The sequence below is a fragment of the Streptomyces sp. NPDC028308 genome, from assembly GCF_055565855.1.
On the sequence record NZ_JBVHTO010000001.1, the window covers coordinates 201,729 to 216,095 of the forward strand.

Sequence of the window (14,367 nt, forward strand, 5' to 3'; positions counted from 1 at the left end):
GGGAGGCCGGACGGCACTCGAGGTGCGGGTCCGCGCTCGACTTCAGCTCGCCGATCCCCCGTGACACCCCTCATAAGTCCGCCCCGACCCGCACCAGCACACATCCCCCCGCGGTGGCCAAGACACCGCCAACCCCCTGGCCGCCAGGGTCGTCGCGTACTGGGGGAGGAGTGTCGTGTCCGTCGGGGACGAGGCTTCCGACGCTGCGAAGGCCTCGTAGGACGGGACCGTGCCCGTGACGATGCCCAGGTTCGGGGTGCCCGAGGCCGCCAGTTCGCGCAGGGACGCCTCTATCGTCGCCAGGTGCTCCTCGTGCGAGGGGTACTCCGAGGACAGCGACGGGTACGCGCTCAGCAGCTCGGCCAGTTCGTCCGCCGGCCAGTGCAGCACCGCCACCGGGAACGGCCGGGAAAGGGCCTCCCGTGCCGTGGTCAGCTCCGACTGGAGGCGGGCGATCTCCGCCTGGAGCTCCGCCGGGTTGTCCGAACCGAGCGACCACACCCGCTTCGGGTCGTGCAGCTCGTCCAGGGACACCGGCGCCGTGTGCAGCGTGTCCGCCAGCGCGTCCCACTCGTCGTGGCCCGCGCCCAGCATGCGCCGCACCCGGTGCCGGCCGAAGAGCAGCGGATGCGTGGAGTACGGGGGTTCCGACGTGCCCGTCAGCAGCAGCCGCGCCCCCTCCGTGAACGTCTCGTGCGCCGCTTCCAGCTCGTCGTGCGACTCCAGGGCCTCGGCCACGATCACCCAGGCCGCCGGGTCCCGCGGGGACGACGCGCGGACTCCGTCGATGATCGCCCGCGCCTCCGCCTCGTGGCCGTACTCCCACAGGTTCGCCGCCTTCAGGGCGCGTACCAGCTGTGGGTTCTCCAGGGGCTCGGGGGACGACAGCAGGCGGTCGTACAGCGCGGTGGCGCTCGGGCGGTCACCGGACAGTTCGAGGTGGGCCGCGGCCTGCACGAGCAGGTGTTCGGCGTCCTCGGGGTACAGACCCGCGGTCCGCTCCAGGCGTGCCGCTTCGGCGTTGTGGTCGACGTTCTCGGCTGGCGTGTCGGGGCGCATGGTGGACACCGTACTGCCGTGGACCGACAAATGAGAGAGATCCGCAGGCCACAGCCTCGACCGGGGTCCGGCCCGCAGCGGCGTCGCGCGAACTGGTTCCGGTATCCCGCAAACCACACCTACGCCGAGCTCGCGAGCCACGTGAGTCCCGCGCCACCCGCCCCGCCAGCCATGACCGGGCAGCGCTCAACCCCCCGCCCTCCTCGACCGGTCGGCGCCCGACCCCGCCCCCGCCCGTCACGACCGCGCGACGCCAACCCCGTTTCCCCGCTGGTGACTTGAACCGGCACCCCCTATCCTGCGACCCCGGCGAAGGAGGCGTGCCTATGCGGGCTCCCGGGGTCGTGGATCACGGCACGCGGCGGCGGCGTGCCCTCGGCCGGCGGGTGCTGTGGAGTGCGGGCGAGGTTCTCGTCACCGTCGGCCTGGTGCTCGCGCTGCTGGTCGTGCACCAGGTGTGGTGGACCAACCGGCAGGCCCGCGAGGGTGCCGAGCGGCGGGTCGAGGCGCTGGAGCGGGAGTGGGACCGGGGGCGGCCGGGCGCCACACCGGCCCCGGAAGAGGGCCCGGGAGCGGACGCGGACCGCCAGGGCGCCGGGGCCGGAGACCGTACGGCACCCGCCGGCCCGCGCGGGCGCGCGGACACCGGGGGCCGCACCGCCCGCGAACGGCCCCGCCGGTCCCAGGCCTACGCCGTCCTCACGGTCCCCCGCCTCTCCCTCCGCGTCCCGGTCGCCGAGGGCGTCGGCAAGCCGGACGTCCTCAACAGGGGGTACGTCGGCCACTACCCGGGCACGGCACAGCCGGGCGGTGCCGGGAACTTCGCGCTCGCCGGGCACCGCAACACCCACGGCGAGCCCTTCCGGCACCTCGACCGGCTCCGGCGCGGGGACACGGTCGAGGTCGAGACCCGTACCGCCACGTACGTGTACGCCGTCGACCGGACGCTTCCGCGGACCTCCGCGCGTGACGGCGGGGTCCTGGCCCCGGTCCCGCGCAGCACCGTCCGGCCCGCCTACGGGTACGGCGAGCCTGGGTACTACCTGACGCTCACCACCTGCACCCCGGCGTACACCTCGAAGTACCGCCTGGTGGTGTGGGGCACGCTGCGCTCCATGCGGCCCCGGTAGGAAGAGGACGGGACGGGCACCGCGGCTAAGGTCGTCTTCCGTGAACGCACGTCCCGAGAGCGCGGGCCCGGCGCCGGCCCACCCCGTCAGAGCGCGACTGCACCGGCTCTGGCTCCTGACCCCGTTCGTGCTGTACCTCGGTGTCCTGCCGCTGGTGAACCGGGTCGATCCGGTGGTCCTCGGGCTGCCCTTCCTCGTCGTGTGGCTGCTGGGGGCGACCGTCCTCACGCCCTTCGCGGTGTGGCTGACCTGGCGGGGCGACCGGCGTCTGGCCGCGCGGCGCCGGAGCGGGCGGTCATGAGCGACTCGGCCGTCGCCACCGCCGTCTTCGGCGTCTTCATGGTGGCCACCGTCGCCCTCGGCCTGCTCGCCGTGCGCAACCGCGGGGGAGGCCAGGGCGGGCTCGCCGAGTGGTCGGTGGGCGGGCGGAGCCTCGGGGCCGTGTTCATCTGGGTGCTCATGGCGGGGGAGTCGTACACCAGCTTCAGCTACCTGGGCGCCGCGGGCTGGGGATACAACTACGGGGCTCCGGTCCTCTACGTCGTCGCGTACATGTCCTGCGGTTACGCGGTGGGCTACCTGGTCGGCCCCATGCTGCACGCGTACGCCCGGCGCCACGGCCTGGTCGGCATCACCGACATGGTGGCCCACCGGTACGGCCGGCCCTGGGCCGGAGCACTGATCGCGGTCCTCGCCACCGTCTGCCTGCTCCCCTACATCCAGGTCCAGATCACCGGCATGGGCGTCGTCGTCTCGACCATCTCGTACGGCGCCATCGGCCTGAACTGGGGCTATTTCGTGGCGTTCGCCGTCACCACCGGCTTCGTCGTGGTCAGCGGGCTGCGCGGCAGCGCGTGGGTGTCCGTGCTGAAGGACGGCCTGGTCATCGCGACCCTCGCCTTCCTCGTCCTCTACGTGCCGCTGCACTACTTCGACGGGTACGGCGACTTCCTCGACCGCCTCGTCGAGCAGAAGCGCGACTGGCTGACCCTGCCCGGACACGGGGGCGGCGAGAGCGGGCTCGGCACCCCGTGGTTCATTACGACCTCGCTCCTCAACGCCCTGACCGTCGTCATCTTCCCGACGACCGTCGCCGGTTACCTGGGCGCCCGCGACGGCGACGCCCTGCGCCGCAACGCGATCTGGCTGCCCGCGTACAACATGCTGCTGTTCGTGCCGATGCTGCTCGGGACTGCCGCGCTGTTCGTGGTCCCCGGACTGACGGGCGCCGACTCGAACCTCGCGCTGTTCCGGATGGTCGTCGACTCGCTGCCGGCCTGGGCGGTCGGGATCGTCGGCGTCGCGGCGGCCCTGTCCTCCATCGTGCCGATGGCGGTGTTCATGCTGGTCATCGGCACGATGTGGGGCCGCAGCGTCCTGTCTTCCGTCCCCCGCTGGCGCGCCCAGCAGGCCCAGAAGCGCGCCTCGCAGACCGTCGTCGTGCTCGCGGGCACGATCGCGCTGATCATGACGTACGCGGCTCCCAACACCCTGGTACGTCTGTCGCTCATCTCGTACGAGGGGATGGCGCAGCTCGTGCCGATGCTGCTGCTCGGGCTGGTGTGGCGGCGGTTCACGCTCACGGCGGCGCTCAGCGGGCTCGCTGTCGGGGGCGTCCTGGTGTGCTGGCTCGTCTTCAGCGGGCGGGACCCGGTGTTCGGCGTGAACGCCGGGATCGTAGCCCTGGCCGCCAACCTCCTGGTCGCCCTCACCCTGGCGTACGCCCGCGGCGGCACCCCCGACGACGGGCGCCCCGACCGTGAGGTGCTCGCGCTCGGCCCCACGGACGAGCCCCCCGCGGACCCCGCTCACGGGAAACCCGCACGAGAGGCTCCGAGCCCCTGACGGACGCCACCGACCCACGGCACCGACGCACGGCACCGACGCACGTCACCGACGCACGCCGCCGAGGTGCGTCACGTGGACGAGACCGAGCCGTATCCCGCGCGGGCCGCTCCGGGTCCCGCATCCCGCAACCCGCCCCAGGACCCCATCCTGTATAACGGCAGGACGACCACGTGTACGAGAGGGGGAGCGGCCGATGCTGCGGAGCTGGGCGGCCGTGCGGCCCGCCGCCGCGCTGTTCCTGCTCGTCGTCGAGGTCGCGCTGCTCGACACGGGCAGCCTCTCCGCCGCCGTGGCCTTCGCCGCGACCGCTGCCGCCGGTTCCGCGCTCGCCGCCTGCGCCGTCATCGCCGCGCGCAGCGTCCCGGCCGTCCCGCGCACCCGCGTACGGACGGCGATCCGCGACCGCGAGCAGCGCACCGCGTTCCTGCCCCAGCGCGATCCCGACGCGTCGGGACGTACCCGCCCCCGGGCGCCGGGGTGTGCCCTCCCGGCGGCCGCCGCGTAGGGACGCGCACCTCTCTCCTCACCGTCGCGAACCCCGCGCGGGCCGTCATGCCGATCTGCTCGTTTTCCGGCACGACGAGACCCCCGGAGGGCTCACCCATGTCCGCTTTCATGTCCGTTTTCGCGAGCCTGGTCGAACGGTTCGCCGATCTCCTCCAGCCGCTGTTCCACGCGTCCGCGGCGGCGGCCGCCATCGTCCTGTTCACCGCGCTCGTACGCCTGCTGGTGCACCCCCTGTCCAGGGCGTCGGCGCGCGGGCAGCGGGCGCGCGCCCGGCTCCAGCCGCAGGTCGCCGCGCTGCGCGAGAAGCACGGCTCGAACAACGAGAAGTTCCAGAAGGCGCTGCTCGCCCTGCACGCCGAGGAGAAGGTGTCGCCGCTCTCCGGCTGCCTGCCGAGCCTGTTCCAGATGCCGGCCTTCTTCCTCCTGTACCACCTGTTCTCCAGCTCGACGATCGGCGGCGAGGCCAACGCGCTGCTGGGGCACCGGCTCCTCACCGCCCCGCTCGGCGGCCGCTGGGCGGACGCGCTGGGGCACGGCGGGCTCCTCGGGACCCAGGGGCTCGTCTACCTCGGGCTGTTCGCGGTCGTGGCCGTGGTCGCGACCTTCAACTTCCTGCGCACGCGGCGGATGATGGCGGCGGCGCCCGCCCCGGCGGCCGGCGGGCAGCAGGTGCCCGGTCTCGGCGCGGTGAACAGGATCGTGCCGTTCATGTCCTTCTTCACGCTGTTCACGGTGGCCGTCGTACCGCTGGCGGCGGCGCTGTACGTGGTGACGAGCACGACGTGGAGCGCGGTGGAGCGGGCGGTCCTCTACCGCGACATGCCGGGCGCGGCACCGGCGGCGGCCGCACTGGTCTAGCGGCCACCGTCGGCGGCTGCTCAGTTCCAGCGGCGGCCGCCCTGGTCAGGGGACGGCCCCGCCCGCGGGCCGGTGGCGGTCCAGTCCGTGAACGGGGTCTTGCGGACTGGACGCACAGCTTGGAGGATCGACCAGTCCTCCGATGGCTGCACCCGTCGGCGGGCTGCCGCGATCGAGGGAGATTGTGATCATGAAGCTGCTGCGAGTCGGTACGGCGGGGGCGGAGCGGCCGGCGCTGCTCGACGCCGAGGGAACCCTGCGGGACCTGTCGGGCCTCGTCCCGGACATCGACGGAGCGCTGCTCGCCGACGACGGGGCGCTCGGCCGGATCCGCACCGCCGCCGAGGCCGGGGACCTGCCCGCGCTGGACGCGGCCGGACTGCGCGTCGGTCCGCCGCTGGCCCGGATCGGCAAGGTCGTGTGCATCGGGCTGAACTACCACGACCACGCCCGGGAGACGGGCGCCGAGCCGCCCGCCGAGCCGGTGATCTTCTTCAAGGCGGCGGACACGGTCGTCGGCCCGAACGACACGGTGCTGGTGCCGCGCGGCTCGGTGAAGACCGACTGGGAGGTGGAGCTGGCGGTCGTGATCGGCCGTACGGCCCGCTACCTGGGCTCGCACGAGGAGGCGCTGGCCCATGTCGCCGGGTACGCGGTGGCGCACGACGTCTCCGAGCGCGAGTTCCAGATCGAGCGCGGCGGCACCTGGGACAAGGGCAAGAACTGCGAGACGTTCAACCCGCTGGGCCCCTGGCTGGTGACGGCGGACGAGGTGCCCGACCCGCAGGCGCTGTCGCTGCGGCTCTGGGTCAACGGCGAGCTCAAGCAGGACGGGACGACGGCGGAGCAGATCTTCCCGGTCGCCGAAGTCGTGCGCTACGTCAGCCAGTTCATGACGCTCTACCCGGGCGACGTGATCAACACTGGTACGCCGGCGGGTGTCGCGCTCGGACAGCCCGAGCCGAAGCCGTTCCTGCGGGCCGGTGACGTGGTGGAGCTGGAGATCGAGGGCCTGGGGCGCCAGCGCCAGGAGCTAAAGGACGCGTGAGAGTACGAGGCCGGGGGCGCCCTCGGGGGAGTGGGGTACCCCCGGCCTCGTACGTATGTGGGGCCGAACACCGTCCGGACGCCGGCGACCCGGCCGGAACCGCGTTCCGCGCCCGGCCGGCGTCACCGGTCCGCGGCGGCCCGGCCCGTGCCGGGCTCAGCCCTTGAAGTGCTCCAGGGCCTCGACGACCATCCGGTGGTCCTCGACCTGCGGAAGGCCGGACACGACCACCGTGCCGACGACTCCCGCGCCCTCGACCGTGATCGGGAACGCGCCGCCGTGCGCCGCGTACAGGTCGGGGTCCAGCCGCGAGGACTCCTCGAACGTGGTGCCCTTGGCGCGGAAGCGGGCGCCGACCAGGTACGACGAGCAGCCGTAGCGCTCCACGACCCGGCGCTTGCGGTCGATCCAGGCGTCGTTGTCCGGGGTCGAGCCGGGCAGCGCCGCGTGGAACAGCTGCTGGCCGCCGCGGCGGATGTCGACGGCGACCGGCGCGCCGCGCTCCCGGGCCAGCTCGACCAGCAGGGAACCGAGGGTCCACGCGTCGTCGTACGTGAAGTGAGGGAGCGTCAGGCGCCGCTCCTGCTCCTCCAGTTCGGGGATCGTGGGGGTGGCCGTCGGGGCGCTCACAGCGTCACCGTCCCGCCGTCGCGGGCGGAGCGTCGCGCCGCCTCCAGGACGTCGAGGGCGTCGGCCGCCTCGTACGCGGTGACCGGGTTCGGGCCGCCGTCGCGCAGGGCCGCGGCCACGGCCTGGTAGAACGCCGGGTAGGCGCCCCGCAGCGTGGGCTCGGGGCGGCCGCCGCCGGTCAGCGGGGACTCGCCCGCTCCGACGTGCCCCCACAGGGTCTCGGGCTCGATGCCCCACTCGGCCGTGCTGCCGGGGCGCCCGCCCTCGCGCAGGACCGCCTCCTGCGGGTCGAGGCCGTGCTTGACGTAGCCGGCGCGGGAGCCCAGCACCCGGAAGCGCGGGCCCAGTTGGGCGGTGGTCGCGGACACGTACAGGTGGGAGCGGACGCCGTTCACGTGCGTGATCGCGATGAAGGTGTCGTCGTCGGTCTCCGCGCCCGGGCGGCGCACGTCCGACTCGGCGTAGACCTGCGCGGCCGGACCGAAGAGGGTCAGCGCCTGGTCGACGACGTGGCTGCCGAGGTCGTAGAGGAGACCTCCGATCTCTGCCGGGTCGCCGGACTCGCGCCAGCCGCCCTTGAGCTGCGGGCGCCAGCGTTCGAAGCGGGACTCGAAGCGGTACACGTCGCCGAGTTCGCCGTCGTCCACGAGCTTGCGCAGGGTCAGGAAGTCGTTGTCCCAGCGGCGGTTCTGGAAGACCGACAGGAGCAGGCCGCGCTCGTCGGCCAGGGCGGCCAGCTCGCGCGCCTCGGACGCCGTGCTGGCGACGGGCTTGTCGACGACGACCGGCAGGCCCGCCTTCAGGGCGGTCGTCGCGAGCGGGACGTGCGTCCTGTTCGGCGAGGCGATGACGATCAGGTCCAGCTCGCCGGCGCGCGCCCACAGCTCGTCGGGCGTGGCGGCGAAGCGGAGACCGTCGCCGAACTCGGCGCGGGCCTGCTCCTGCCGCTCCGGGTTCGAGGTGACGACCGTGTCGAGGGCGAGGCCCTCGGTCGCGGCGATCAGCGGGGCGTGGAAGACGGAGCCCGCGAGGCCGTAGCCGATGAGGCCGACGCGGAGGGGGGTGCCGGGGCCGGATCCTGTGCCGGTGCTGGTGCCTGTCATGCCCCCACTTTCGCAACGCTGTTGCCAAAGTGCAAGCGCGGGGGACAATGGCGTACGTGAACAGGAGCAGCGCGGAGTCGGAAGTGAACCGGTCGGGGGTGCGCGGGCGCGGTGGGGAGGCGGGGGTGAACCTGCTGGCGCTGCGCAGCCACAACGCCGCGCTGGTGCTCGACCTGCTGCGCACGGCGGGCCCTGCGGGCATCAGCCGCCTCGAACTCGCCGAGCGGACCGGGCTCACCCCGCAGGCCGTCAGCAAGATCACCGCCCGGCTGCGGGCGGACGGACTGGCGGCGGAGGCGGGCCGGCGCGCGTCCACGGGCGGCAAGCCGCGCACGGTGCTGCGCCTGGTCCCCGAGGCGGGCCACGCGGTGGGCCTGCACCTGGACCGGGACGAGCTGACGGCCGTCCTGAGCGACCTGACGGGCGCGGTGGTCGCCGAGCGGCGCTCCCCCCTGGACCTCGGGTCGGGGGCGGAGGCGGTGGTCGCCGGTGCGGCGCGCGAGGTGGCGGCCCTGCTCGCGGGGGCGTCCGGCGTCACCTCCGTGCTCGGCGCCGGGGTCGCGCTGCCCGGCCCGCTCGACCACACCCGCGGGGTGCTGCACCGGGTCACCGGTTTCCCGGAGTGGGACGGGTACCCGCTGCGGGAGGCGCTGGCGGCGCGGCTCGGGGTGCCGGTGGTCGTGGACAAGGACACCAACGCGGCCGCGCTGAACCTCGCGGTCGGCGGCGCCGCCGGGTCCGGCCAGGCGTCCTTCGCGTACCTGCACCTCGGTACGGGACTCGGCGCCGGGCTGGTCCTCGGCGGGGTGGTGCACCGGGGTGCGCGCACCGGCGCGGGGGAGTTCGGGCACCAGGTCATCCAGCTGGGCGGACCCCGCTGCGACTGCGGGAACCACGGCTGCATCGAGGTGCTGTGCCTCTCCGCGGTGGCACGCGGCGCCGTCGACGAGGCGGCCGAGGTCCTCGGGGCGGGCGCCGCCAACCTGGCCGGGCTGCTCGACATCGACCTCGTGCTCCTCGGCGGCCGTACCGTCGCCGCCCACGAGGAGCACTTCGTAGGGGGAGTCGGCGCCGTCCTCGACGAGCGTGCCCGGCGCGGGGGCCTCGACGCGGCGGTGCCGGTTCGGCTCGCGCCCGGGGGAGCCCGCGCGGTCGCCGAGGGCGCGGCGCAGCTCCTCCTCGCGCCCCTGTTCGGCCGCGCCGACGGCTGACGGCGCGGCCGGGGCGTACGGACAGCCGGACGCAGAGGCTCCTGGCCCTATCGCCCCCTACGCAGGAAGCGGCGGGAGGCGATCAGGAGGGTGCTGCCCGTGGTGAGCAGGAGGGCGCCGATCAGGAGCCAGGTGCCGCGTGAGGCGCGCGAGCCGGTGCTGGCCAGTTCCTCGGTGGCCGGCAGATCCTCACGGGTGCCGGAGCCGGTGGTGGCACCGGCGCTCACGGCCGCCCCGGCCTCGGTGGCGGTACCCGCGGCGGAGGGCTCGGCGGATTCCGGGGGCGTGGTGGCCGTGGGGGCGCCGGTCTTCGTACCGCCGTCCTCGGGGGTGTCCGGGCCGCCGGCGATGCGGAAGCGGTAGTCGTTCGACTGACCCACCCAGTCGCCGTCGTCGCTGTGCCGGCGCACCAGAGCCGCGTTGGCCACGACGTCGTTCGGGGCCGTGGCGGCCGAGGTGACGCGCAGCCGCACCTTCACGCTCAGGGTGCGCCCGGGCGCCACGGTGAAGCCGGGGAACCCCGCGAAGGCGCCGACGAGTTCGTCGTCGTCCGTCCGCACGAAGGACACGGGGCGCGCCCGCTTCCCCTCGAAGAACTCCAGCCGCACCTCGGACGGGCGCAGCCGGCGTTCCGCGTCGACCAGGACCACCACGGGGTGGAGGTTCCCGCAGGGGTGGGCGGTCTTGTTGGTGAGGTCGATGGACCACGTCCCCTCGGCGCCGCCGGTCTCGTAGACGTCGGGCCCGCCGTGGATGCGGGTCGTCAGCGGAAAGGCGCGGGCGTCGGGCTCGGCGCAGGCGGGACGGCGGTCGGCGCCGGGCGCCGCGAGAGCCGGGGCGGGCGCCGCCGAGGGGGCGCCGAGTCCGGCGGCGGCCGGGACGGGGCCGCAGCAGAGGGCGGCCGTGGCGGCAACGGAGAGGGACAGGGACGTACACAGTCGCATGAACATATGACCTGCCATGGGCGCCGGACCTCCGCCGCCGCCACGCCCACCACGCCCCGGACGGCCGCCGAGGTCCCCTCGATCGGCGGAGCGCCGTGCCGCCGGACGCGCTCCGGACCGGGATCGACCGGAACCGCCGAAGTGCGTTCGGAACCGGCGGACATCGGACGACAGCTGATCGCTAGGCTGAGGGCGACGCAGCACCGCGTACGGCAGGAGAACGGCATGGCAGAGCGCAAGCCCATCGAATCGTGGCTCACCGACATGGACGGTGTGCTCATCCACGAGGGCGTGCCGATCCCCGGCGCCGACGCCTTCATCAGGAAGCTGCGGGAGTCCGGCCGGCCGTTCCTGGTGCTGACCAACAACTCGATCTACACCGCCCGCGACCTGCACGCCCGCCTCCAGCGCATGGGCCTGGACGTGCCAGTGGAGAACATCTGGACGTCCGCGCTCGCCACCGCCAAGTTCCTGGAGGACCAGCGGCCCGGCGGCACGGCGTACGTCATCGGCGAGGCCGGGCTGACCACCGCGCTGCACGACATCGGGTACGTGCTGACCGACCACGAGCCGGACTACGTGGTGCTGGGCGAGACCCGGACGTACTCCTTCGAGGCCATGACCAAGGCGGTCCGGCTGATCAACGGCGGCGCGCGCTTCATCTGCACCAACCCCGACGAGACCGGCCCCTCGGCGGAGGGCCCGCTGCCCGCCACCGGAGCGGTCGCCGCGCTGATCACCAAGGCGACCGGCAAGCAGCCGTACTTCGCCGGCAAGCCGAACCCGCTGATGATGCGGACCGGCCTGAACGCCATCGGCGCGCACTCCGAGAGCAGCGCCATGATCGGCGACCGGATGGACACGGACGTCCTCGCCGGGCTGGAGGCCGGGATGGAGACGTTCCTGGTGCTCACCGGACTGACCACACCCGCCGAGATCGAGCGGTACCCCTACCGCCCCTCCAAGGTCGTGGACTCGATCGCGGACCTGGTCGACCGCGTCTGACCCGCGTTCCATGCGCGGAGCGGTCGAAATCCGCTCGAACGGAGCAGTGGGCGTCCTCCCCGGGATGCGGCCGGCGTCCCGGGAGAGGAGTCTCCAGGTGTCTGGAGGTTCACGATGGGTTCACTGCGACTCACACTCTGTGCCGGTGCGGTGCTCGCCGCCGCCCTCACCCCCGCGGCCCACGCGGCCGACGCGGCCGTCTCCGTCACCCCCTCGCCCCCGGCCCCCGGCGGCGACGTCACGCTGCGGGCGACCGGCTGCAAGGCCAGGACGGCCACCGCGAAGTCTCCGGCGTTCGTCGCGGACGCCCGGCTCACGGGCGGCGACGGCGCGCTCGTCGGTGAGACGCGCGTGCGTTCCTCGCTGAGGCCCGGCACCTACCCCGTCAAGGTCGCCTGCGACGGCGTCGACGACAAGGTCAAGGGGACGCTCACCGTCGCCCGCGCCGACGGCGCGAGTCCTCCCGCCTCGGACCGGCCGCACCGCCCGGTGGACCGGCCCGAGCGGCCCGAGGCCGCCGTGCCGGCCTCACCGATCGCCCCCGTACAGGCGGGCGGCGGCGGCACGGCCCACTTCGCGTCCGTCGACACCCGCTCCACCGGCCCGGGCACCCGGCAGGCCGTCACCGGCCTGGTCCTCGCCGGCGCCGCCGCCATCGCCGTCGCGGTGCGCAGCGCCCGCCGGAACCGCGCCGACGACTAGGACCCTCGCTCCGGTCGGCGGGGCCGCGCGGGTCCGGCACCGGCGTTCTCGTCCGGCCCCGGCGCTCCGCCCCGGCTTCCTCCTCCGCCGTGCGGCCGCACGCGCCGGGCCCCGCCCGGGACCGGTCACGGCCGGACCGAACCGCCCGACAGGGTCAAGGAGTTGACATGTCCGACCGGGAGCGTTCCTCCGGCACCGGGCGCCTGATGACGTGGGCCGCCTGGGCGGTCCTGCTGCTCGGGCTCTGGCTCTGGGGCCGCGAGGTGACCGACGTACGGCAGGGGATCGCGACGCCGACCACGGGAGACGTGGCCGCGGTCGGCCGCCCCTGGGGCGGCGTCGAACTGCCCCCCGCGCACAAGCCGTTGAGGCAGGCACGGCCGCTGCGCGTGGACGTGCCCGCGCTGCGGATCCAGGCGCCGGTGGTCGCCCGCGGCCTGGACCGGCAGGGAGCGATCCAGCCGCCGCCCTACGACCAGCCGGGCGTGGTCGGCTGGTACGGGGCCGGCGCGCGGCCCGGGGCGGCCGGGACCTCCCTGTTCGTGGGGCACGTCGACACCGAGACCCGCCCCGCCGTCTTCTACAGGCTCAGCTCGGCGCGCCCCGGCGACAAGGTCCGGGTGGTCCGCGACGACGGCACGGTCGCCGAGTTCACCGTCGACGACGTCCAGGTCGTCCCGCGCGAGCGCTTCGACGCCCGCCAGGCCTACGGGGCACGGAAGCGGGGCCGGGCCGAGCTGCGGCTGGTGACCTGCGGCGGCACCTTCGACCGGGCCAGCCGCTCGTACACGGCGAACGTCGTCGTCTCGGCGTACCTCACCGGCACCCGCGCATGACTGCCCGGCCCGGCCGGCGACCTGCTCCCCCCGGAGCCGCCGGCCGGGCTGGTCCTCGACCGCGCGCGCTCGGGCTGCGGGAGTAACCCGGCGACCGGCGCGGGAGGTTCTGGGAGCCGTCCTGGCCTCACGGTCGGCTCGATCGGCCGGGGACCGGGGCCGTTTGAGAAGACTGTAGAACGGATGAGCGCTGCGGCCTAGGGGGAATTTGACGCCAAGTCCGCCCGCGGTGGCTGTGCGTGATGACCACAGGTGGCGGCGGGCCGCCCGGCGGTCCCGTCCGGCATGCGGAGTGTCCCGTCCCGGCCGCCGGACGGCGCGCTGTAACAGCTCCCCGAGAAGGAAGCGGTGACCATGTGGCGACCCGCCGCCTATGTCAGGATTGGTGCCTTGGACGGTGCACCGAGGGGGAGTTGCATGTACGGCAGCACGGGGGCGGTCTCCACGTTCGCCTCCAGGGCGGCACGGTGGTCCGTGGCGGCGGGGGCGGCGCTGGTGCTCGCGGGGTGTTCCTCCGGCGGCGGGGGCGGCGAGGAGGGCGAAGCGGGCCCCGGGATCGCCCAGCGGCCGAAGGGCTCCGACCCGTACTGGGTGAACCCGCACGGCAACGCGGCCGAGCAGGTCGCCAGGTACGAGAAGGCGGGCAGGAAGGACGAGGCCCGGCAGATCCGCAAGATCGCCGAGCAGCCCACCGCCGAGTGGATCGGCCCGGAGAACCCGGAGCAGGAGGCACGCGGCTTCACCGTCGCCGCGCGGAAGGCCGACCGCTCCGCGCTGCTCGTCCTCTACAACATCCCGCACCGCGACTGCGGTCAGTTCTCCCGCGGCGGCGCCGCGGACGGCGACGCCTACCGGACCTGGGTCGAGGGCGTGGCCCGGGGCATCGGGGACCGGCCCGCCACGGTGATCCTGGAACCGGACGCCCTGCTGCACCTGGTCGACCGGTGCACCCCGCAGGAGTTCCACGAGGAGCGCTACGACCTGCTGGCGGGCGCGGTCACCGAGTTGAAGGCGCTCAAGAACACGAAGGTCTACGTGGACGCGGGCAACGCGGGCTGGGGACGCCCCGACCAGATCTTCGAACCGCTGCGGCGCGTGGGCGTCGACCGCGCCGACGGCTTCGCGGTCAACGTCTCCAACTTCTACTCGACGAAGGACTCCCTCGCCTACGGCAGGCAGCTGTCCGCGAAGGTGGGCGGCAAGCACTTCGTGATCGACACCAGCCGCAACGGCAACGGGCCGTACACGGGCGGTGAGCCGGACGAGAACTGGTGCAACCCGCCGGGCCGCGCGCTCGGGGAGCCGCCGACGACGAAGACCGGCGATCCGCTCGTCGACGCCTACCTGTGGGTCAAGCGGCCCGGCGAGTCGGACGGCACGTGCAAGGGCGGCCCGGAGGCGGGCCGTTGGTGGCCCTCGTACGCGCTGAAGCTGGCGAAGGCCACCGGCTGACCCCGCGGCACGCGTGAGCGGGGGGCGCCCTCCG

At 74.2% G+C, this 14,367-nt stretch carries 15 protein-coding genes; 11 read left to right on the forward strand and 4 right to left on the reverse strand.

Annotation, left to right across the window (positions count from 1 at the left end; translation table 11 throughout):
• Positions 1-42: 42 nt before the first annotated feature.
• Positions 43-1,059: an SEC-C metal-binding domain-containing protein gene (locus ACZ4VA_RS00845; RefSeq protein WP_468079137.1), complete on the reverse strand. Its 1,017-nt coding sequence runs from the start codon at positions 1,057-1,059 to the stop codon at positions 43-45.
• Between the two features lie 326 nt (positions 1,060-1,385).
• Here ACZ4VA_RS00845 and ACZ4VA_RS00850 point away from each other — a divergent pair, with 326 nt between their 5' ends.
• From ACZ4VA_RS00850 to ACZ4VA_RS00875, 6 genes are all read left to right on the forward strand, one after another.
• Positions 1,386-2,189, forward strand: a complete 804-nt coding sequence (locus ACZ4VA_RS00850; RefSeq protein ID WP_355783139.1) for a class E sortase — start codon at positions 1,386-1,388, stop codon at positions 2,187-2,189.
• Positions 2,190-2,229: 40 nt separating this feature from the next.
• Positions 2,230-2,490: a DUF3311 domain-containing protein gene (locus ACZ4VA_RS00855; protein ID WP_388903895.1), complete on the forward strand. Its 261-nt coding sequence runs from the start codon at positions 2,230-2,232 to the stop codon at positions 2,488-2,490.
• Positions 2,487-4,034, forward strand: a complete 1,548-nt coding sequence (locus ACZ4VA_RS00860; protein WP_468079139.1) for a sodium:solute symporter family protein — start codon at positions 2,487-2,489, stop codon at positions 4,032-4,034. The genes ACZ4VA_RS00855 and ACZ4VA_RS00860 overlap by 4 nt, the downstream gene beginning before the upstream one ends.
• 196 nt (positions 4,035-4,230) lie before the next feature.
• On the forward strand, positions 4,231-4,542 hold the full coding sequence (locus ACZ4VA_RS00865; RefSeq protein ID WP_356173198.1) for a DUF6412 domain-containing protein: 312 nt from the start codon (positions 4,231-4,233) through the stop codon (positions 4,540-4,542).
• 98 nt (positions 4,543-4,640) lie between these two features.
• Positions 4,641-5,402 (forward strand): YidC/Oxa1 family membrane protein insertase, encoded by a 762-nt coding sequence (locus ACZ4VA_RS00870; RefSeq protein WP_468079141.1) that lies wholly within the window; start codon positions 4,641-4,643, stop codon positions 5,400-5,402.
• Positions 5,403-5,592: 190 nt separating this feature from the next.
• A complete protein-coding gene (locus ACZ4VA_RS00875; protein ID WP_355789583.1) occupies positions 5,593-6,450 on the forward strand; it encodes a fumarylacetoacetate hydrolase family protein in 858 nt (285 codons plus the stop codon).
• A 156-nt stretch (positions 6,451-6,606) separates the two neighbouring features.
• On the opposite strand, the gene ACZ4VA_RS00880 is transcribed toward ACZ4VA_RS00875, so the two are convergent.
• Positions 6,607-7,080, reverse strand: a complete 474-nt coding sequence (locus tag ACZ4VA_RS00880) for a heme-degrading domain-containing protein (RefSeq protein ID WP_355789580.1) — start codon at positions 7,078-7,080, stop codon at positions 6,607-6,609.
• Positions 7,077-8,183: a Gfo/Idh/MocA family oxidoreductase gene (locus ACZ4VA_RS00885; RefSeq protein ID WP_468079144.1), complete on the reverse strand. Its 1,107-nt coding sequence runs from the start codon at positions 8,181-8,183 to the stop codon at positions 7,077-7,079. Before ACZ4VA_RS00885 ends, ACZ4VA_RS00880 begins: the two co-directional genes overlap by 4 nt.
• Before the next feature lie 47 nt (positions 8,184-8,230).
• Here ACZ4VA_RS00885 and ACZ4VA_RS00890 point away from each other — a divergent pair, with 47 nt between their 5' ends.
• The gene (locus ACZ4VA_RS00890) at positions 8,231-9,394 is read left to right on the forward strand and encodes an ROK family transcriptional regulator (RefSeq protein WP_356237628.1); all 1,164 of its coding nucleotides are present in this window, start codon (positions 8,231-8,233) and stop codon (positions 9,392-9,394) included.
• Between the two features lie 47 nt (positions 9,395-9,441).
• Here ACZ4VA_RS00890 and ACZ4VA_RS00895 read toward each other — a convergent pair whose 3' ends face one another.
• Positions 9,442-10,338 (reverse strand): hypothetical protein, encoded by an 897-nt coding sequence (locus tag ACZ4VA_RS00895; RefSeq protein WP_468079147.1) that lies wholly within the window; start codon positions 10,336-10,338, stop codon positions 9,442-9,444.
• Between the two features lie 225 nt (positions 10,339-10,563).
• Here ACZ4VA_RS00895 and ACZ4VA_RS00900 point away from each other — a divergent pair, with 225 nt between their 5' ends.
• The 4 genes from ACZ4VA_RS00900 to ACZ4VA_RS00915 all read left to right on the forward strand — a co-directional run bounded on the left by ACZ4VA_RS00900 (position 10,564) and on the right by ACZ4VA_RS00915 (position 14,333).
• Positions 10,564-11,343: an HAD-IIA family hydrolase gene (locus tag ACZ4VA_RS00900; RefSeq protein ID WP_356173184.1), complete on the forward strand. Its 780-nt coding sequence runs from the start codon at positions 10,564-10,566 to the stop codon at positions 11,341-11,343.
• 114 nt (positions 11,344-11,457) lie between these two features.
• Positions 11,458-12,045 (forward strand): hypothetical protein, encoded by a 588-nt coding sequence (locus ACZ4VA_RS00905; protein ID WP_468079149.1) that lies wholly within the window; start codon positions 11,458-11,460, stop codon positions 12,043-12,045.
• Between the two features lie 167 nt (positions 12,046-12,212).
• Positions 12,213-12,881, forward strand: coding sequence for a class F sortase (locus tag ACZ4VA_RS00910; protein ID WP_356237630.1), 669 nt, complete (start codon positions 12,213-12,215; stop codon positions 12,879-12,881).
• 417 nt (positions 12,882-13,298) lie between these two features.
• Positions 13,299-14,333 (forward strand): glycoside hydrolase family 6 protein, encoded by a 1,035-nt coding sequence (locus ACZ4VA_RS00915; RefSeq protein WP_355788165.1) that lies wholly within the window; start codon positions 13,299-13,301, stop codon positions 14,331-14,333.
• Positions 14,334-14,367: the final 34 nt, after the last annotated feature.